Genomic DNA, 18,683 nt, shown 5'->3' on the forward strand with positions numbered 1-18,683 from the left:
TCCTTAAACAATCACAGGCCTTAGATAATTTCTATTCCCTGCTCTTTACAAAGCTGTAATCCCAGATCCTTCAATCTGAACTTCTGAATCTTTCCACTACCTGTCATCGGGAATTCATTCACAAAGAAGATATATTTCGGAATCTTATAACGGGATATCTTATTTCTACAAAAATCACGAACATCAGCTTCCTGCATTTTCACACCTTCCTGCAAGATAATAAATGCTCCGACCGCCTCACCGTATTTCTTAGAAGGAATACCTGCCACCTGAACATCTTTCACTCCATCAAGTTTATAAAGAAACTCCTCTATTTCGCGCGGATAAATATTCTCGCCACCCCGGATTATCATATCTTTGATACGTCCGGTAATCCGGTAATTTCCATCTTCATCCTTGATACCTAAATCACCGGAATGCAAGAAATTGTTTTCATCAAGCACTTCTGCTGTTGCTTCCGGATTTTTATAATATCCTTTCATGGTGTTATATCCACGGTTGCACATCTCACCTTGTACGCCAACCGGACATTCTTCACCAGTTTCCGGGTCGATCACTTTTACTTCCGTAAATTCAAAATCACGTCCTACCGTATTACAACGTACATCAAACGGATCATCAATACGAGAAGCTGTCATACCCGGTGCAGTCTCTGTCAGTCCATACACACTGGTCACCTTCATATACATTTTCTCCTCCACTTGCTTCATCAGTTCAACAGGACATAGAGAACCTGCCATAATACCTGTACGAAGACAAGACATATCAAAGAGATCAAACATCGGATGATGCAACTCGGCAATAAACATAGTCGGTACGCCATAAAGAGCCGTGCAACGTTCTTTATGAATGGAAGCCAATACAATCAGCGGATCGAAACGTTCCACCATTACTTGCGTACAACCATGAGTCAGACAGTTCATGGTGGCCAATACCACTCCGAAACAATGGAATAACGGAACACAGCAGCAAAGTTTATCATCCGCCGTGAACTTCATGTGTTCACCAGTCAGAAATCCATTATTGGCAATATTATAATGTGTCAGCATTACTCCCTTCGGAAAACCGGTAGTTCCCGATGTATATTGCATATTCACCACATCGTGACAATCCACCTTGCTTTTGAGTTCGCTCAAACAGTCATCTTCCACATTATTTCCCAATAACAGAATCTCCGCTGTATTATACATACCACGATGTTTCTCCTGTCCTACATACACTACATTTCTCATGTACGGAAAACGTTCACTCTTCAAATGTCCGCGTTCACAGGTTTTCAATTCGGGAAGCATTGTATAGGTCATCTGCACAAAGTCACTGTCCTTCTCGCCATTCACGATACAAAGCGTATGCATATCCGAGTTCTGGCAAAGATACTCCAACTCCGATTGTTTATAGTTCGTATTTACAGTAACATATACCGCACCGATCTTCGCACAAGCATACAACAATGTCAACCAATCGGGAACATTAGCCGCCCAGATACCCACATGGGTACCACGTTCCACCCCAATGGCGATAAGCCCTTTCGCCATATCATCCACACGACGGTTCAACTGACTCCAGGTAAAACGGAGATTGCGGTCGGAATAAACGATATATTCCTTATCGGGAGTCTCTTCAGCCCAGTGCTCGAGCCACTGCCCCAAAGTACGATCAAATAATTGCATGTAATTATACTTAAGTCTTGGTTCCTATTATTTCATTAAATTGGCGTGTAAACTACTGCCAGGATTTTTGCAGCCTGCCCCTCGTAAGCATGTACATGATGAGGAACAATGGAATCATAATAAATGCTATCACCCTCTTCCAGCAAATAGGTATTCTTGCCGTAGCTGATTTCCATGATACCTTCCATAACCATGATAAATTCTTCCCCTTCATGAGAAGAAAGCACGAAGTCGGTATCTTCCGTTGGCATCACATCAATAATAAACGGCTCCATGTGACGATCCGCCTTTGACTTGGACAACGAGTGATATTCCATGTGTTTGCGAGAATGAATCGCGTTATTGGAGAAACTAATCGCATCTTTGGCTTCTTTCTTACGACAAACCACCGGTCCTACTTCATCCTGATCGTCAAGGAAAGTCCCCAGACGTACTCCCAATACACGCGCAATTTTAATTAGCGGTGCAAGAGAAGGTATATCAATGTTATTCTCAATACGTTCAACCTGTTCGATAGCCAAACCCGAACGTTGTGCCAACTCTTCTATGCTTATTGATTTATCTTCGCGGAGGGCTTTAATTTTTTCGCCAACAATCTTACTTGTATCCATTTTGAAAGCATTTTAGTTATCAAAGGTGATAAATTATAATAATTAAGCTGCAAAAATAACAAAATCTTTAGATGAACACAATTATAACCGAAGAAAATACGACTATCAGGAAGAAAAAGAAGAAACTAAAAAAAGCCGCTCCTCTATAAATGAGGAACGGCTTTAAATCTTTTCGCGACAAGTAGATTACTTACGCAAACCGAGCTCTTTAACAATAGCACGATATCTTTCGATATCTCTTGCTTTCAGGTAATCAAGTAAGCGACGACGCTTACCTACCAACATTGTTAACGCTCTTTCAGTACTATAATCTTTTCTGTTGAGCTTCATGTGCTCAGTCAGGTGAGAAATACGGTAGGAAAACAATGCCACTTGGGCCTCAGCTGAGCCGGTGTCAGTGTTAGACTTTCCGTACTTTCCGAAGATTTCTTGCTTTTTAGCAGCGTCTAAATACATAATTCTTAGAATTTTAATTGATAAATTATTCTTTTGAGCGTGCAAAGATAGGCATTATCTTTATATCACACAACGATTTACAAGAAAAAATTGCTATCATTGCGCATATTTCTAATCCTATTTTCGTACCTTTGCAGCCAAATAATAGGTATTATATGCAAAATATTCGAAACATTGCAATCATTGCCCATGTTGACCATGGGAAAACAACGCTGGTTGACAAGATGCTATTGGCCGGAAATTTATTCCGCAGCAACCAAAATAGTGGTGAACTTATCCTGGATAACAACGATTTGGAACGTGAACGTGGTATAACGATTCTCTCCAAAAATGTATCCATCAATTACAACGGTACAAAGATTAATATTATTGATACTCCGGGACACAGCGACTTCGGTGGTGAGGTAGAACGTGTATTGAATATGGCCGACGGTTGTATTCTGTTGGTAGACGCCTTTGAAGGTCCGATGCCCCAGACTCGTTTCGTACTGCAAAAGGCACTGGAAATCGGTTTGAAACCTATCGTGGTAGTTAATAAGGTAGATAAACCTAACTGCCGTCCGGAAGAAGTTTACGAAATGGTTTTCGATTTGATGTTCAGCCTGAATGCAACGGAGGACCAACTGGACTTCCCCGTAATCTACGGTTCCGCCAAGAACAACTGGATGAGCACCGACTGGAAGCAACAGACTGACAGTATTACTCCGCTACTGGATTGTATCATCGAAAATATTCCGGCACCCAAACAATTGGAAGGTACTCCCCAGATGTTGATTACTTCTCTGGATTATTCTTCTTATACCGGTCGTATCGCTGTAGGCCGCGTACATCGCGGTACATTAAAAGAAGGTATGAATATAACGCTTGCGAAACGTAACGGTGATATGCTCAAGAGCAAAATCAAAGAGCTCCATGTTTTCGAAGGTTTAGGCCGCGTGAAAACAAACGAAGTTTCTTCCGGTGACATCTGCGCACTGGTAGGTATCGACGGTTTCGAAATTGGAGATACTGTTTGTGATTTCGAGAATCCGGAAGCATTGCCGCCAATCGCAATCGACGAACCGACCATGAGTATGCTGTTTGCTATCAACGATTCTCCTTTCTTCGGTAAGGATGGTAAGTTTGTGACTTCACGTCACATCCACGACCGTCTGATGAAGGAACTCGACAAGAACCTGGCCCTCCGCGTAAGAAAGAGTGAAGAAGACGGTAAATGGATTGTTTCCGGCCGTGGTGTACTCCACCTTTCTGTATTGATTGAAACAATGCGCCGCGAGGGATATGAATTGCAGGTAGGTCAGCCACAGGTTATCTTCAGAGAAATCGACGGTGTGAAATGCGAACCGATTGAAGAGTTGACCATCAACGTACCGGAAGAATATTCCAGCAAGATTATTGATATGGTTACCCGCCGTAAAGGTGAAATGGTAAAGATGGAAAATACAGGCGAACGCATCAATCTTGAATTCAATATGCCTTCACGCGGTATCATCGGTCTGCGTACCAATGTACTGACGGCCTCTGCCGGTGAAGCCATTATGGCACACCGTTTCAAAGAATATCAGCCGCACAAAGGAGAAATTGAACGTCGTACCAATGGTTCTATGATTGCTATGGAAAGCGGAACAGCTTTTGCTTACGCCATCGACAAATTACAGGATCGCGGTAAGTTCTTTATTTTCCCGCAGGACGAAGTATATGCAGGACAGGTAGTAGGCGAGCACTCTCACGACAACGACTTGGTTATCAACGTAACCAAATCGAAGAAGCTGACGAATATGCGTGCTTCCGGTTCGGATGACAAAGTACGTCTGATTCCGCCTATCCAGTTCTCACTTGAAGAAGCACTGGAATATATTAAGGAAGACGAATATGTAGAAGTTACTCCAAAGGCAATGCGTATGCGTAAAGTGATTTTGGACGAAATCGAACGTAAACGTGCCAACAAGAACTAACCATTCTTTCATTATATTATAATAGAAATCCCGGTGAAACGCTGTGTTTTACCGGGATTTTATTTTTTTCTGCAGTATGGCACGTATTACTAATACAACAACAATCCTACCACACCCGCCAGACAAATCAACAGGATAGGGTGAAGATTCCATTTCCATGTAACCAAAAAGGCTGCCGCAAAAATACCGATACTTTTATAGTCCATAAAATTTTCTCTATTCATCATAAGTAATGCAGCCGAAGCAATCAGAGCAACCGACATAGGTAGCAGTCCGGACATAGCCGCCTTAATATACTTGTTATCCTTACACTTCGCAAAGAAATAAGAAATGAGCAACACCAGAATAAAAGAAGGTAAACAAACCGCTACCGTAGCTAGCACCGCTCCCCACACGCTTTGCGTTACCGCATACCCTACATAAGTAGCACTATTGATACCAATCGGCCCCGGAGTCATTTGCGAAATCGCCACCACATCCGTAAACTGTTGGGGAGTCAGCCAATGATGAAGATCCACTATTTCATGTTGAATCAGGGAAAGCATCGCATATCCACCCCCAAAACCGAACATACCTATTTTAAGATACACCCAAAGTAATTGCCAATATATCATACCTGTTTATTCGCTATTTTTTCTTTCAACCATAATGTATATACCAATCCCCCTATAATTCCGGCCACCACAATATAAATAGGTGATAAGCCGAACTGCCAGATCAACACGGTAGCTATGGCAGGAGCAACCAACTGAAAATACTTCAGTTTCAAAGCTCTAACAGCAGAAATGCAAGGAAACAGAATCAATGCTACCACGGCAGGACGTATTCCATTAAAGATACGAATCATCACTTCATTATCCTGAAACTGTGCAAAAAACATGGCTATCAGCATCATGATAACGAAAGAGGGAAGAATCGTAGCCAATGCACACACCAGGCTACCACCCACCTTATACAACTTATATCCTACAAAAATAGAAATATTCACTGCAAACACACCCGGAAGCGACTGCGTCAAAGCAAACATCTCCATAAATTCTTCTTTATTCATCCATTGCTTGTTAACAATCTCCCGTTCAATCAACGGAATCATGGCATAACCGCCACCAATAGTAAACATTCCAATCTTCGCAAATGTCACGAATAATTTTAAATACTCCAGTACCATCCTTTCTTTCTAATTTTCCGACATTTTGTGTTTATTTTTTAATGAGCCCTTTAGCTGCATCATATCCAATCTGATAACTGCGTCCTTTCACAGTTTTAAAGGAGATAGTCTGATCCGCATACTTTATGACACAGTCGCCTCCTGCATTAGAGCGTACAACAGCTTCTTTCAATTGATGATTCTCCCAGATCACATCCACCTCAAAATTTCCTTTTGCACAGATACCACTGATAGAACCGTCTTTCCATGCATCCGGCAAAGCCGGTAATAATTGAATAAAGCCCATGTGACTTTGGAGCAGCATTTCGGTGATTCCCGCTGTCCCACCAAAGTTCCCATCAATTTGGAAAGGCGGATGCGTATCCCACAAATTATCCATGGTTCCGTTCTTCAATAAATTGCCGAATAAAGTATAAGCATGATTACCATCCTGCAAACGCGCCCACTGATTCAACTTCCAGCCCATACTCCAACCGGTAGCACCATCACCACGATGCACCAGTACTACTTTAGCGGCTTTCGCCAGTTCAGGAGTGGTGACCGGAGAAACCGTATGCCCCGGATGCAGTCCGAACAAATGATTCACATGCCGATGCTCATCTTTCGGATCATCAATATCTACCGACCATTCCATCAACTGACCATAACGACCTATTTGATAGGGAACGAGATTGGCAAGCACATGCTCCCATTGCTTACGTTCTTTCTTATCTACACCCAACACTTTGCTTGCTTCAATCGCATCCATCAGAATTTCACGCACTACGGCATGCACAAAAGTAGCTCCCTGATCGATAGGACCATGCTCGGGCGAAGTGGACGGAGCAGCCGTATAGGTTCCATCCGGCTTATGCCACAGGTAATCGACTGCAAAATCCGCACTACTCTTAATTAGTTCATAGCCGGTTTCTTTCAGAAATTTCAAGTCTCTTGTATAGTCGTAATACTCCCATATATGAGTAGCCAGCCAGGGACCTGCCATCGGATTGAAGTTCCACGACATATCCTGACTTTCCAACGGAGTGGTAAAGCCGAAAATATTGCCGGAGATAGATGCCGTCCATCCTCTTGCTCCGAAATAAGCTTGTGCAGTCTTCTCCCCCGGTTTCACCAGTGTACGGATAAAGTCAATCAACGGAAGCACGCACTCATTCAAGTTGGTAGAACAAGCAGGCCAATAATTCATCTGGATATTGATGTTATTATGATAATCCACACGCCACGGTCCATCGACATTATTGTGCCAAATCCCCTGTAGATTAGCAGGCATATTGCCCGGACGGGAACTGGCAATCAGAAGATAACGTCCAAATTGATAATACAACTCTTCCAGATAATAATCCGGCTGTCCTTTCCGATAATTTTTCAGACGTTGGGAAGTAGGCAGATTCACTCCTTTCACCGCTGGGTTCAGATTCAGCCGAACCCGGTTGAACAGAGTAGCATAATCATTATAATGTTGATTGAATAAAGCTGTATATCCCTGCGCCACTGCATTATTCATCCACTGCTTTGTCGTTTCTTCGGGATTAACGCCTATATATGTTTTCGGATCTTTGAAATCCGGATCAAAGTTAATCTTATAGTCAGTGTCCGCTGTGATATAAAATACAACTTCGTCTGCATCCTTTACCGTCAACTTTCCATCTGCATTAGACAGTGTTCCTCCTTTTGTTTCTGCCTGGATGCGCACAACATACTTCATTCCATTATTATCCAAAGAAGCTGTGTAAACCAGTCCTTTATTTCCATCAGAAACCATGCTGCCGGTAGACAGGGGATTGGGCGCATAACTGAAAACCAGATTTTGTTTCCCCGATTGATCCGCGCTGAAACGTACCACCATTACATTGGCGGGGTAAGAGATAAAAAAATTGCGTTGATAAGCCACACGATCCTTTTTGAATTGTACGACTGCCATAGCCGAATCCAAAGAAAGAATGCGCTTATAATCGCTCATTCCTATCATATTCAGTCCGGTTTCTACATAAAACTCTCCCATTGTAGTAAAGCTACCGAAACGGAAAGGATTTTCTCCGTCAGCTTCATACGACACTTCACTATTGAAGTTCTGTCGCGTTAGCATTTCAGCCTTTTTCTGATCTCCCTCTGTAAATGCTTTGCGTATTTCATCTAAAAGATGGGCCGATTGTTTATTGACATTCCAATAATAGTCCGCACCTTTCGCTGTGTTCGGACCACCGCGCCAAAGCGTTTTTTCATTGAAAGTGATACGTTCGGCTTCCACCGATCCCATAATATTTGCGCCGAGGCTACCGTTACCAATAGGCAATGACTGTGACTCCCAACTGGCATCCAGATTATGTCCGCTTCCTGCTGTTACCGGTTTATTTTCATCTTTCCACAAATCCGGTCTTCCGCCATACCAGGCAGCATATCCCTGCAAAGTATTCGGAGTATCAAACCAGATGGAAAGTCCTTGAGTATAATCTGTTTCTCCCGCATAAAGCCCGGAGGTAAGGAATAGGGAACTAATAAGAAGGAAATAAAAATTCTTCATGGTCGTCGCGTCGTTATTTAAGATTAATAACCTATTTATAGTCTGTACAAAAGTAGTCAAAATATATATCTAATAAAAATAAAACAGAATCTCAACAACCTCTATAATGAGGTAAAATTACATCAAACCATCCGACAGTATTTTTTTCACGACCCAATACCCGACTCTGGCCTCTGAAATCCCTGACAACAACCGATGAGGACAGACAAACGCATCATCAATAATTTCTGCTTCCATATAATAAAAGCAACAGGAAGAATCCTTTTCAAAGGCTTTCGCATATTCCAAAATATGTGTCGATATCAAGAAATGACAATGAGAGAAGCTTTTCAGTAATTCATTGACGGCAACGGAGGCTTCAAACGCATCTTTAGCATTCGTCCCGCGAAACATCTCATCTAATACCACCAAACAGCGTTTTCCGGTCACAGCTTTTTGCATCACTTCTTTAATACGGAGTACTTCCGCCATAAAATGACTTCGTCCGTCCCGCAAAGAATCCGGCAGATTAATAGAGGTATAAATCCCCTCGTAAAGAGGACAAATCATTGATTTCACAGGAACAGGCAAACCGCAATGTGCCAACCAGACAGCCAAGGTCAATGCCTTTAAAGTTGTTGACTTTCCCGCCATATTAGAGCCTGTAAAAATGCATATATTTCCCCGGGACATCTGCCAACTGTTTGGCTGCGCATCTTTCACAAAAGGATGAACGACTCCCTCCACCGAGAAGTCCATTGTCGGTACCATTATCGGCATACAACAGAAGTTCTTCTCTTTTGCCACCCGGTGAGCTGTACGGCAGACATCAAGTAGATATATAACAGACAGAAGTTCCTTCAAAGATAACAACCGAGTACACCGGAACAGATAATCGAATTTGTCTATGACAAAGTTAGATAGTCGTTTTTCCTCATCAGAGGTCTGCTCCAATACTTCCTCCAATTCACTTCCATGGAGAATATTATCAATCATAGCAGCAGATTCTTTCATGAGTTGCGGGGCGCCCTGTGGTAGTTCTGTCGCCCATTCCTTCAGACAATGCAAGAGATGAACCACTAATTTCACCCCTCTGCAGATCACATAACGGGTCGAATCATATCGCACCAGACGGTCGATAACAGTAGCACATGAAAGTAAAATATGAGCTTCCCGTATCTGGTCACGATAAGCCAGGTAATACTCAATAAAATCCAGCTCTTCTTCATTCAAAAGAAGTTCGGGCAAAGCATCCCAGACAATAGCCTCCTGTCTTTTACGGATTTCCCCCAAATCACTTAGCGGATACATAATCCAGTTCAACATCAGCGCTTTTCCTTCTTTTGTCTCTGTTTTGGAAAACAAAGAGAAAAGAAATTGCTCATTATTAGCAGTCTCTGTAATGCTTAGATCCGCATAGGTCTGTTTGTCAGTAGCTAGATATACCATAACCGCCTTTAAAGGTTAGTACTCCTGTTTTGGCAAATATAGGGAAAAGTTTTAAACAAACAGCATTTATTCTCATAGAAAGGCACAGGCATAAACAAAAAAGGCGGTTCGAAATCGAACCGCCTTCCATATTATATCTGATTCTCCAATTAGAGTTTCGGACCAGCAGCAACCAAAGCCTTACCAGCTTCGTTACCAGTAAATTTAGCGAAGTTCTTGATGAAACGTCCAGCCAAATCTTTAGCTTTTTCTTCCCATTGGCAAGCACATTCGTAAGTGTCGCGTGGGTCAAGGATCTTCGGATCAACACCCGGAAGTTCTGTAGGAACAACAAAGTCGAAGAAAGGAATAACCTTAGTAGGAGCTTTGTCAATAGAACCATCAAGGATAGCATCGATGATACCACGAGTATCTTTGATAGAGATACGTTTGCCGGAACCATTCCATCCAGTGTTAACCAAGTATGCTTTAGCACCAGTCATCTCCATCTTCTTAACCAGTTCTTCTGCATATTTAGTCGGATGCAATGACAAGAAAGCAGCACCGAAGCAAGCAGAGAATGTCGGAGTCGGTTCAGTGATACCACGTTCTGTACCAGCCAATTTAGCTGTAAATCCGGACAAGAAGTAGTATTGAGCCTGTTCCGGGTTCAGGATAGATACTGGAGGCAATACACCGAATGCATCAGCAGACAAGAAGATAACTTGTTTTGCGTGAGGACCTTTAGAAACCGGTTTAACGATGTTTTCGATGTGATAGATAGGATAAGAAACACGAGTGTTTTCAGTCACGCTCTTGTCAGTGAAATCAATCTTACCGTTAGCGTCAACAGTTACGTTTTCAAGTAAAGCGTCACGTTTGATAGCATTGTAGATATCCGGTTCACTTTCTTTATCCAGGTTGATAACCTTAGCGTAGCAACCACCTTCGTAGTTGAATACACCTTCGTTATCCCATCCGTGTTCGTCGTCACCGATCAATTTACGTTTCGGGTCAGTAGACAAAGTAGTCTTACCTGTACCAGACAATCCGAAGAAGATAGCAGAGCTAGTTCCTTCCATATCAGTGTTAGCAGAACAGTGCATAGAAGCGATACCACGAAGCGGGTTCATGTAGTTCATGATAGAGAACATACCTTTCTTCATTTCACCACCGTACCAAGTATTCAGAATTACTTGTTCTTTAGTCTTCAGGTTGAATACTGTAGCAGTTTCAGAGTTCAAGCCCAGTTCTTTGTAGTTGTCAACTTTTGCTTTAGAAGCGTTGAAACATACGAAATCAGGTTCTCCGTAGTTAGCAAGTTCTTCAGCAGTCGGGCGGATGAACATGTTAGTTACGAAGTGAGCCTGCCAAGCTACTTCCATGATGAAACGTACTTTCATACGAGTAGCTTCGTTAGCACCACAGAAAGTATCAACAACGAACAAACGTTTGCCGGAAAGTTGTTTTACAGCTTTAGCTTTCAAGTCAGCCCAAGCTTCTTCAGTACATGGTTTGTTGTCGTTTTTGTAATCTTCAGAAGTCCACCATACAGAATCAGCAGAAGCTTCATTCTTAACGAAGAATTTATCTTTAGGAGAACGACCGGTATAGATACCTGTCATCACGTTCACAGCGCCTAATTCAGTTACTTGACCTTTTTCAAAGCCTTCCAGACTCGGTTTTGTTTCTTCAGCGAACAAAACATCATAAGACGGATTGTGCAAAATCTCGGTCACACCTGTGATGCCGTACTTGCTTAAATCTAAATTTGCCATTTTCTTTGAATTAATTAAAATTGGTATTTTGTTTTCTATCTCTTTTCACCTTAACATGGGGAGCTTTGGATAGCCCCTTGTAAATCCGGCTACAAAAGTAATACTTTCTTTGGAAAGGAAGAAGGTATTAGAGAAATTTTTCCCTAATTGAAACTCTTTTATAAATTCCTAACAATATCTGCAAACTGAATATTGCAATTTGAAAGATTATCGTTTACTTTGCAAGTCAGTATGCTAGCAATGCTGTGAAAATGAGATTAAAATCTGATTAAAATATAATATGAAAGTAATTGATTTTGGCCAAACTAATTCGATTCTAAACCAGTACATATCCGAAATTAGAAATGTAGAAGTTCAGAATGACCGCCTGCGTTTCCGCCGTAACATAGAACGGATCGGAGAAATCATGGCTTATGAAATGAGTAAAGAGTTTAAATACTCGGTAAAGAACATCCAGACACCACTGGGAATCGCTCCGGTCAGTACGCCGGACAACAATTTAGTAATCAGTACGATCCTGCGTGCTGGTCTGCCTTTCCATCAAGGTTTCCTTAGTTATTTTGACGGAGCGGAAAATGCGTTTGTTTCCGCTTACCGCAAATATAAAGATACGCTAAAATTCGATATACACATAGAATATATCGCTTCTCCCCGCATTGATGACAAAACGCTGATTATCACCGACCCTATGTTAGCAACAGGAGGCAGTATGGAACTAAGTTACCAGGCAATGTTGACGAAAGGTCATCCCGCTGAAATTCACGTTGCTTCCATTATTGCCAGCCAAAAGGCCATTGACCATATAAAGAATGTATTTCCTGAAGACAAGACAACCATTTGGTGCGCTGCCATTGATCCGGAAATCAATGAACATTCTTATATTGTTCCGGGATTGGGTGACGCAGGCGACCTTGCCTATGGTGAAAAAGAATAAACGCTTAAAGATTCTTCCGATATTGCTGCGGTGAAACCCCAACCTGTTTCTTAAAGAACGTACCGAAATAAGAGGCATTGGGGAAGCCGAAGGCATTTGAAATCTCCTGAATATCCTTCTGCGTATTTTTAAGTAACGAAATACTCTTACGAATGATCGCTTTGAATACAAGTTCCTGCACGGTATATCCGCAAATACTCTTAGAAACGGCAGAAAGATATTTAGGAGACAAACACAATTTATCCGCATAAAACTCAACGCCGCGTTCCTGCATATAATATTTTTCGATCAACTGGATCAAATGAATAAAGACTTCGTTTTTGCGTCCTCCCACTTCCCGCCCGTCATTAACGAGTTTGCGGTTATAAATGGAACAAATCCTGTACGTCAATGCAAGTAGAAGTAATTTCTGCTCATAAAGTTTAAATGAATTCTCCTCCGACTGCAACACATTGTCCAATAAAGACATATACTTTACTATTTCTTCTTCCTCACCAGTAGACCAGACACAAGAAGGTTCTTCGGGAGTAAGGCGGGAATACATATACATGGAAACAACCAGATTCCCCATAATATCCCGGATAGGTTCTATCTGATAGATCAAAATCTGCACCTCCATGTCTTCCGATTCTTGCAAAACCTGAAACTCGCCATCTTCGGGAATAAACAAACTTTCGCCCGCTTCAGCGAAATGCTTTTTCTGATTAAGCGAAAACTGGAAATTACCCTGGCGGCAAATAACCAGCCCCAGTCCTTTCATTTGGAAAGGTTTCTTCAGTGAGGGTGGAAAATTTACAAATATCCCTTCGGAGCTACATATATTTTTCCCACTTAACAAATCGCGATCAAACTGCAATAAACGATCTTGTCCGCTATCCATCATACTAATATATTAACAGATCATTATCAAAAACGACGCTAAGTTAGCAATTTTCGTTTAGGATAAGGAACAACGAGCACAAATATCATACAAATTAACCCACCATAAATTGTCCATCCCGCCATCTCTTTGAGTGCAGAGAGCGTGGCCTGCACCTGAATACGCCCTTTGGTAGATATAGCAGCCATGTTACGGGCTTCCGTCTCACTCTTTCCCTGATATTTCATACCTTGTACCGTACCAAGGAAGGAAGTGGAAGCATCCGGATTAAGCAGGTCCACATTTTGCGCATAACGGGTTATATAGTGTTGTTGGCGCTCCTGCAAAACATTTGTATAAATTGCTCCGCCAATACTCGGTCCCACAACCATACGCACAGTAAGCATAATACAGATCCAGGTGGAAAGATATTTAAAAGGCATACGTTGATTGGCATAAGCAGCCGTCAGCGCATACAGAATCATCATGCCTGTGGCACGGATGATAACTGCATATTTCAGACGCTCGTAAACTCCTGCTGTCTGTACCTCGAAATACATGAAAACAGCTGATAAAGACAGGAAGAAGAATCCCATCGCAAACAGATACTTAAAATGTAACCCTTTACCTCCCAACACCATAGCAATCACGGCGCCAATAGCATAACCTACCATACACCAATTACCTAATGAAGCATTTTGCAGATTATCGAGATGCATCCCCACTCCTGCAAACACATTGACAAACATAGCACTGGAGTTTATCACCATCAATAATAAGTAAAGTAATGCTCCCATACGTATAGTACGCAGTTTGAACGCATCCAGCAAAACATAAGGCGACCGGCGCGTTACGTCCATATATAGAAAAATTCCCGCAAAAAGAATACTTACAGCTGTCGCCCAACGGATAGATTCGTCATCATACCAGTCGAGCACTTTTCCATAAACCAGCACATACGTGAGACAAGTCAGCGAGATGCAAAATGCAGTGACATTGCCGAACTTACGGAAATTAATAGGAAACCTTCCGGGAAACTTATAATTCGGCATGGTAATAAACAAGAGCAAAATAGAGATCAGGAGAATCCCCATCATAAAGTAATACACATATTTCCACTCATATTCAAAGGACAGCCAAGCCGTCAATGCTGTGCCCGACTGTCCCAGAATCATAAAAAACAGATAAACAGCCGGCTGACTCACACATCTTTCAATGTCCAATTTATTCCAACCGGCAGTATCTTTCGGCTCCAACCCCGGAGTAATATTGCGGGTAGCTTCCATTCCACCCGCATACCAAATGAGTGTGAACAGATTGACCATCATCAGTACCATACGCAAGAAACCCGTCAGAAGACTACAAAGCGCCAACAGAAAAACGCTGTCTGTCTTTGCACAGATATAACTGAATATATACATGAACGCAAACCCGACAATACACATCATCTTCTCCCGCCGCACACACACCAACTGATATAGGAAAGGAGCAAAGGCTGCCATACCAATAGAAGTAACAAAGTTGGCAAACTGGATATGCTCGGATATAATGCCAAGCCCGCTCATCATTTCGGTGCTATTCACCGAATAAACCCCGCCTACCGTAAGAATCGGCAGAAAGAAAAATAACAGAATGATAATACCCAACGGTTTGGGCATCCAGCTATAGAAAGGATAATTTTTGGGATAAGAGGGCATTAATTTTTAATTTATGAATTATGATTTATGAATTATAGGTACACGGTGGTTAGAGTTTGGCTTTCACTACTACCATCATGCCTGCTGCTAATCGTTCGTTGTCTTCTTTCGATAAATCGGTGAAGTCGATGCGTACGGGGATGCGCTGTTGGATCTTCACAAAGTTGCCTGCGGAGTTATCGGTCGGCACTAATGAATATTTGGAACCGGTAGCTCCTGATATAGAGGTGACTTTGCCTTTAAACTCTTTATCGCTAATGGCATCTACTGTGACAAATACTTCCTGTCCGATATGCAGGTTCTCGATTTGTGTCTCCTTATAATTGGCAACGATCCATTTCTGGGTATCAGGAAGAATATAGGTGATGGTCTGCCCTGCCGAAATAAACTGTCCTTCCTCTAATGAGCGACGGCCGAGTTTTCCGTCACAAGGAGCTATTACAACCGTATAGGAAAGATTCAACCGGGCCATTTCGAGCGCAGCTGTTGCTCTTTGAATAGCCGCTTCGGTATTCATGCGACGGTAGGACACTTCATCTACACCGGAAAGAGCTGCTTTTTTCTGCCTTTTCGTAGCTTCCAGCTTCTTACGCGTAGCTTCATAATCAGTGACAATCTGTTCAAGTTGGATAGGAGTAGCCGCATTTCGTTTCACGAGGTTCTCATATCGTTTCCGGTCTTTTTCCAGTTTCGCCAACCGTACTTCAATCTCGGCAATAGACGCATCGTAAACAGATGCTGTTGTCTGCGTGGTATTGAGTGTAGCATTGATGACGGTCGCACCGGCTTGCGCATCTTTCAAGGCAGCTTCAGCCTCCATTACGCGAATTTTATATTCACGATCATCCAGTACCAGCAAAGTATCTCCTTTATGTACCTCCTGATGTTCTGTAAAGTAGATTTTGTCAATGTAACCTGAAGCACGTAGATTGATAGGAGACACATATTGTTCTATTTGTGCATCGTTACTAGTCTCCGTCTGGCTATAATTCAAAAAAAGGCAGATCACTTCAATCACTCCCCAAACAATAATAGCCACTCCGAAAAGGCTGATAGCAATCTGCCAGCGACGAAGTTTCTTCATTTTTTTTGCTTTCTCCTGATGAGTAGCGGAAGGAAGGTTATTTTCCATTGTTTCCATATTTATGATTGTTATTTGCGTATTATTTGACTAATGATTCTATTTGTCCGGTTAGTTTAAGCAACATCAGGTTAGTCACCCGATAGTTATAATGTGCGCTGATATAGTTGTTTTGAGCTTCGCTCATCTGCATTTCATCTTGCAGCACTTCCGTCATAGAAGCAATGCCTTCCCGGTAACGGTCGGAAGTGACTGCGTACACATCTTCGGCAAGCAAGTAATTATCCTTCTGTTTCTTAAAGTTACGCTGATTGTTCATCAGGTCGTTCACAGCATTCAGATATTGAGTTTGCAGATTCTTCCGGGCATCTTCCCATGCCAGCCTTTTGTTCTCTATATCGATCATCGCCTTCTTTATTTTATAGGTTTTATCCAGTCCGTCGAAAATCGGAATACGCAAGGTTAGCCCCACTCCATAGGAACGAAACCATTGATTGGACGGACCGGAGTGGAACCAATGATAACCTTTATCCGTATATGCAGCATATCGCCAGCTACCTGTCAGACTAAGAGAAGGGATATATCCATTAGTAATGATCTTCTTTTGCCGTTCCGCCAGTTGCACTTGCGATTGTGAGAGTTGAAGTTCATAGATATTTTCCGACAAGCCGGTCAGGGCTACCGTAGTAATGCTATCGGTATTTACCGGTATCAGCGCGATTTCCTTTTCAGCCGGATAATCCATAATGTATTTCAGCATATTCAATTGCTGTTTCATCATTGCTTGTGCATTGTCATATTGCACCTTCAGATTTTCCAAATTGATATTGACTCTTTTCAGATCGACTTCCATAGACATTCCGTTATCGAAGAAAGCCTGTGTAATATCTCTCAATTCTTCCAGACGGGTGATATTTGCTTTTATCAGCATGATTTGTTCGGCCGTGACCTGTCCGAGATAATACATCTTACTGATTTGAAGAATAACATCTTCCCTGGCTTTTCCATAAGACAGACGACTGATTTCTTCCATCACTTTAGCTATGGACATAGAAGTATAAAGAGTCTGATTGAAAAGCGGCATCTGCATTTCCAGTCCTGCATTAGCAGAATGTTGCAGCGTCTGCGTTATATTATAAGGAACACCGTAAGATGATCCGTCTGTGACGGACACCGGAGGATCAAAATTGTTACTATAACCGGCTATCGCATTTATTTGCGGCAACAGCTTCGAACGGTTTTCAGATACGCCATACTTACTTCTTTGTATTTCTTTACGTTTTCCTTCTAGCGACAAGTTATTGTCAATACCAATGCGGAGGCAATCCTCTAATGTCAGAATCTCTACCTCCTGTGTTTTTCCGTTTAACACGAACAAGAAAAAAAAGGAAAAAATGAATAGTAGTCTTTTCATAATATATGCTCTATTATTGGCTACAAATTTAGCAGCTTATAGCATAATGAGACTATCCACAAACTATTTGTTTATATTCATATTTTCCTTTTTCAATGGGTAAATGAATGGACAGTCACTCTCATAGATAAAAACAAGAATCCTCTTTCAACCTATCACCTATATTATCAAACCCTTTATTCATCGTATTTTCAGAATGGTAATAGGTTACTGTTGTAGTTTCAAGGCGGGGAACCTTCCTCCACCCCAAAGCATAATAGCATAAACCCATCGGACGAAGAAAAGTCAGGCATTTGATAGACAAATCTCCACCCTTAGTCGATTTTATTTTTATCTGCTCCAGTATCTACTTAGCTTTGAGATATTAAAACAAATAAAAGCAGTAAGAGAAATGAGAAAAAACATGAAATTGATAGGATTGGCAGTCAGCTTAACATGCTGTGCAGGTTTTATAGATGCACAAGAAGCCAATGAGCCGCAAGAAAGGCAGCAACAAGAAAAGCATCTTCCACGCGAAGTTCTGAATCCAGAGAAGGTAGCAACCCAGATGACAGAGCAAATGAATAAGTTGCTCCAACTGACAGATAAACAATATAAGAAAATATATAAGCTGAACCTGAAAGAGCAAAAAGCATTTTTCAAGGCTATGCAAAATTCGGATGACTATCGCCCACCAATGGGAGAAGGTCCCGGTATGCGGGGAGGACGTCCGCCAATGGGTGGAGGACAACCGCCAATGATGGGAGAAGATGGTTTCCCGGGCAGAATGGGAGGTGGTCCGATGATGAGCAGAGATACCAATTCTGCCGACTCACAAAAGAAAGCCGCAGAAACCAAAGAAAAGAAAATAAAAAAGATTCTGACAAAAGAACAGTATGAGAAATGGCAGGCCGAACAAAATTCCGCACGTAAAAAAGCTTCTCAAAGAAAAATGCACAAAGATAATCATCCTGACAAGGGTCCGGACTTTGAACAAAAAAATCTCTAAAACATCACACTTAATATGTTTCTATGAACAGCGTTTGTTTTTCATAATTTTTTAGTGAATGTAAAGTAGAGGTTGTGTCAAAACGCTGACACAGCCTTTTTTTATGCGCAAAGCCCAGACTTTCTCAAGCCCGGGCTTTGTTAT

General features: G+C 41.9%; 15 protein-coding genes. 3 read left to right on the top strand and 12 right to left on the bottom strand.

What is annotated here, in order from left to right:
* Positions 1-20: 20 nt before the first annotated feature.
* The 3 genes from AB5217_RS14690 to rpsO form a co-directional block, all read right to left on the bottom strand.
* Complete coding sequence (locus AB5217_RS14690) at positions 21-1,670, bottom strand: AMP-binding protein (RefSeq protein WP_004296397.1); 1,650 nt, start codon at positions 1,668-1,670, stop codon at positions 21-23.
* Positions 1,671-1,705: 35 nt separating this feature from the next.
* Positions 1,706-2,281, bottom strand: coding sequence for a helix-turn-helix domain-containing protein (locus AB5217_RS14695; RefSeq protein ID WP_004296396.1), 576 nt, complete (start codon positions 2,279-2,281; stop codon positions 1,706-1,708).
* A 186-nt stretch (positions 2,282-2,467) separates the two neighbouring features.
* Positions 2,468-2,737 carry a 30S ribosomal protein S15 gene (gene rpsO / locus AB5217_RS14700; protein WP_004296393.1) on the bottom strand — a complete coding sequence of 90 codons (270 nt, stop codon included), beginning with the start codon at positions 2,735-2,737 and terminating at the stop codon, positions 2,468-2,470.
* Positions 2,738-2,892: 155 nt separating this feature from the next.
* On the opposite strand from rpsO, the gene typA reads away from it, so the two are divergent.
* The gene (gene typA, locus AB5217_RS14705) at positions 2,893-4,692 is read left to right on the top strand and encodes a translational GTPase TypA (protein ID WP_004302390.1); all 1,800 of its coding nucleotides are present in this window, start codon (positions 2,893-2,895) and stop codon (positions 4,690-4,692) included.
* An 89-nt stretch (positions 4,693-4,781) separates the two neighbouring features.
* Here the strand turns inward: typA and AB5217_RS14710 are convergent, their stop codons facing one another.
* The 5 genes from AB5217_RS14710 to pckA all read right to left on the bottom strand — a co-directional run bounded on the left by AB5217_RS14710 (position 4,782) and on the right by pckA (position 11,566).
* Complete coding sequence (locus AB5217_RS14710; RefSeq protein ID WP_368112745.1) at positions 4,782-5,306, bottom strand: chromate transporter; 525 nt, start codon at positions 5,304-5,306, stop codon at positions 4,782-4,784.
* The gene (locus tag AB5217_RS14715) at positions 5,303-5,860 is read right to left on the bottom strand and encodes a chromate transporter (RefSeq protein ID WP_004296411.1); all 558 of its coding nucleotides are present in this window, start codon (positions 5,858-5,860) and stop codon (positions 5,303-5,305) included. The genes AB5217_RS14710 and AB5217_RS14715 overlap by 4 nt, the downstream gene beginning before the upstream one ends.
* A 31-nt stretch (positions 5,861-5,891) precedes the next feature.
* On the bottom strand, positions 5,892-8,381 hold the full coding sequence (locus tag AB5217_RS14720; protein ID WP_008776967.1) for a glycosyl hydrolase family 95 catalytic domain-containing protein: 2,490 nt from the start codon (positions 8,379-8,381) through the stop codon (positions 5,892-5,894).
* A gap of 117 nt (positions 8,382-8,498) precedes the next feature.
* Positions 8,499-9,809 (bottom strand): MutS-related protein, encoded by a 1,311-nt coding sequence (locus AB5217_RS14725; RefSeq protein ID WP_004310702.1) that lies wholly within the window; start codon positions 9,807-9,809, stop codon positions 8,499-8,501.
* 149 nt (positions 9,810-9,958) lie between these two features.
* Positions 9,959-11,566: a phosphoenolpyruvate carboxykinase (ATP) gene (pckA, locus tag AB5217_RS14730; protein WP_004323800.1), complete on the bottom strand. Its 1,608-nt coding sequence runs from the start codon at positions 11,564-11,566 to the stop codon at positions 9,959-9,961.
* A gap of 280 nt (positions 11,567-11,846) precedes the next feature.
* Between pckA and upp the strand changes: the two genes are divergently transcribed.
* Positions 11,847-12,500 carry a uracil phosphoribosyltransferase gene (gene upp / locus AB5217_RS14735; RefSeq protein ID WP_004310703.1) on the top strand — a complete coding sequence of 218 codons (654 nt, stop codon included), beginning with the start codon at positions 11,847-11,849 and terminating at the stop codon, positions 12,498-12,500.
* A 4-nt stretch (positions 12,501-12,504) separates the two neighbouring features.
* Here upp and AB5217_RS14740 read toward each other — a convergent pair whose 3' ends face one another.
* Genes AB5217_RS14740 through AB5217_RS14755 form a run of 4 tightly spaced genes read right to left on the bottom strand, consistent with a single transcriptional unit; the run spans position 12,505 to position 17,551 of the window.
* The gene (locus AB5217_RS14740) at positions 12,505-13,380 is read right to left on the bottom strand and encodes a helix-turn-helix domain-containing protein (protein ID WP_032844236.1); all 876 of its coding nucleotides are present in this window, start codon (positions 13,378-13,380) and stop codon (positions 12,505-12,507) included.
* Between the two features lie 38 nt (positions 13,381-13,418).
* A complete protein-coding gene (locus AB5217_RS14745) occupies positions 13,419-15,056 on the bottom strand; it encodes a hypothetical protein (protein WP_004302396.1) in 1,638 nt (545 codons plus the stop codon).
* Positions 15,057-15,105: 49 nt separating this feature from the next.
* Complete coding sequence (locus tag AB5217_RS14750) at positions 15,106-16,197, bottom strand: HlyD family secretion protein (protein ID WP_004302397.1); 1,092 nt, start codon at positions 16,195-16,197, stop codon at positions 15,106-15,108.
* 22 nt (positions 16,198-16,219) lie between these two features.
* Positions 16,220-17,551 (bottom strand): TolC family protein, encoded by a 1,332-nt coding sequence (locus tag AB5217_RS14755; protein ID WP_032844232.1) that lies wholly within the window; start codon positions 17,549-17,551, stop codon positions 16,220-16,222.
* Between the two features lie 391 nt (positions 17,552-17,942).
* Here AB5217_RS14755 and AB5217_RS14760 point away from each other — a divergent pair, with 391 nt between their 5' ends.
* Positions 17,943-18,539, top strand: coding sequence for a hypothetical protein (locus AB5217_RS14760; protein ID WP_032844231.1), 597 nt, complete (start codon positions 17,943-17,945; stop codon positions 18,537-18,539).
* Positions 18,540-18,683 lie beyond the last annotated feature (144 nt).

The organism is Bacteroides sp. MSSM.1001136sp1_RTP21357st2_D2_RTP21359_211015, assembly GCF_040913205.1.
Taxonomy (GTDB): Bacteria; Bacteroidota; Bacteroidia; order Bacteroidales; family Bacteroidaceae; genus Bacteroides; species Bacteroides ovatus.

Excerpts from the sequence above, each read along its gene's own strand:
- AB5217_RS14690 (WP_004296397.1), bottom strand. The coding sequence starts at position 1,670 with ATGCAATTATTTGATCGTACTTTGGGGCAGTGGCTCGAGCACTGGGCT.
- AB5217_RS14695 (WP_004296396.1), bottom strand. The coding sequence starts at position 2,281 with ATGGATACAAGTAAGATTGTTGGCGAAAAAATTAAAGCCCTCCGCGAA.
- rpsO (WP_004296393.1), bottom strand. The coding sequence starts at position 2,737 with ATGTATTTAGACGCTGCTAAAAAGCAAGAAATCTTCGGAAAGTACGGA.
- typA (WP_004302390.1), top strand. The coding sequence starts at position 2,893 with ATGCAAAATATTCGAAACATTGCAATCATTGCCCATGTTGACCATGGG.
- AB5217_RS14710 (WP_368112745.1), bottom strand. The coding sequence starts at position 5,306 with ATGATATATTGGCAATTACTTTGGGTGTATCTTAAAATAGGTATGTTC.
- AB5217_RS14715 (WP_004296411.1), bottom strand. The coding sequence starts at position 5,860 with ATGGTACTGGAGTATTTAAAATTATTCGTGACATTTGCGAAGATTGGA.
- AB5217_RS14720 (WP_008776967.1), bottom strand. The coding sequence starts at position 8,381 with ATGAAGAATTTTTATTTCCTTCTTATTAGTTCCCTATTCCTTACCTCC.
- AB5217_RS14725 (WP_004310702.1), bottom strand. The coding sequence starts at position 9,809 with ATGGTATATCTAGCTACTGACAAACAGACCTATGCGGATCTAAGCATT.
- pckA (WP_004323800.1), bottom strand. The coding sequence starts at position 11,566 with ATGGCAAATTTAGATTTAAGCAAGTACGGCATCACAGGTGTGACCGAG.
- upp (WP_004310703.1), top strand. The coding sequence starts at position 11,847 with ATGAAAGTAATTGATTTTGGCCAAACTAATTCGATTCTAAACCAGTAC.
- AB5217_RS14740 (WP_032844236.1), bottom strand. The coding sequence starts at position 13,380 with ATGGATAGCGGACAAGATCGTTTATTGCAGTTTGATCGCGATTTGTTA.
- AB5217_RS14745 (WP_004302396.1), bottom strand. The coding sequence starts at position 15,056 with ATGCCCTCTTATCCCAAAAATTATCCTTTCTATAGCTGGATGCCCAAA.
- AB5217_RS14750 (WP_004302397.1), bottom strand. The coding sequence starts at position 16,197 with ATGGAAACAATGGAAAATAACCTTCCTTCCGCTACTCATCAGGAGAAA.
- AB5217_RS14755 (WP_032844232.1), bottom strand. The coding sequence starts at position 17,551 with ATGAAAAGACTACTATTCATTTTTTCCTTTTTTTTCTTGTTCGTGTTA.
- AB5217_RS14760 (WP_032844231.1), top strand. The coding sequence starts at position 17,943 with ATGAGAAAAAACATGAAATTGATAGGATTGGCAGTCAGCTTAACATGC.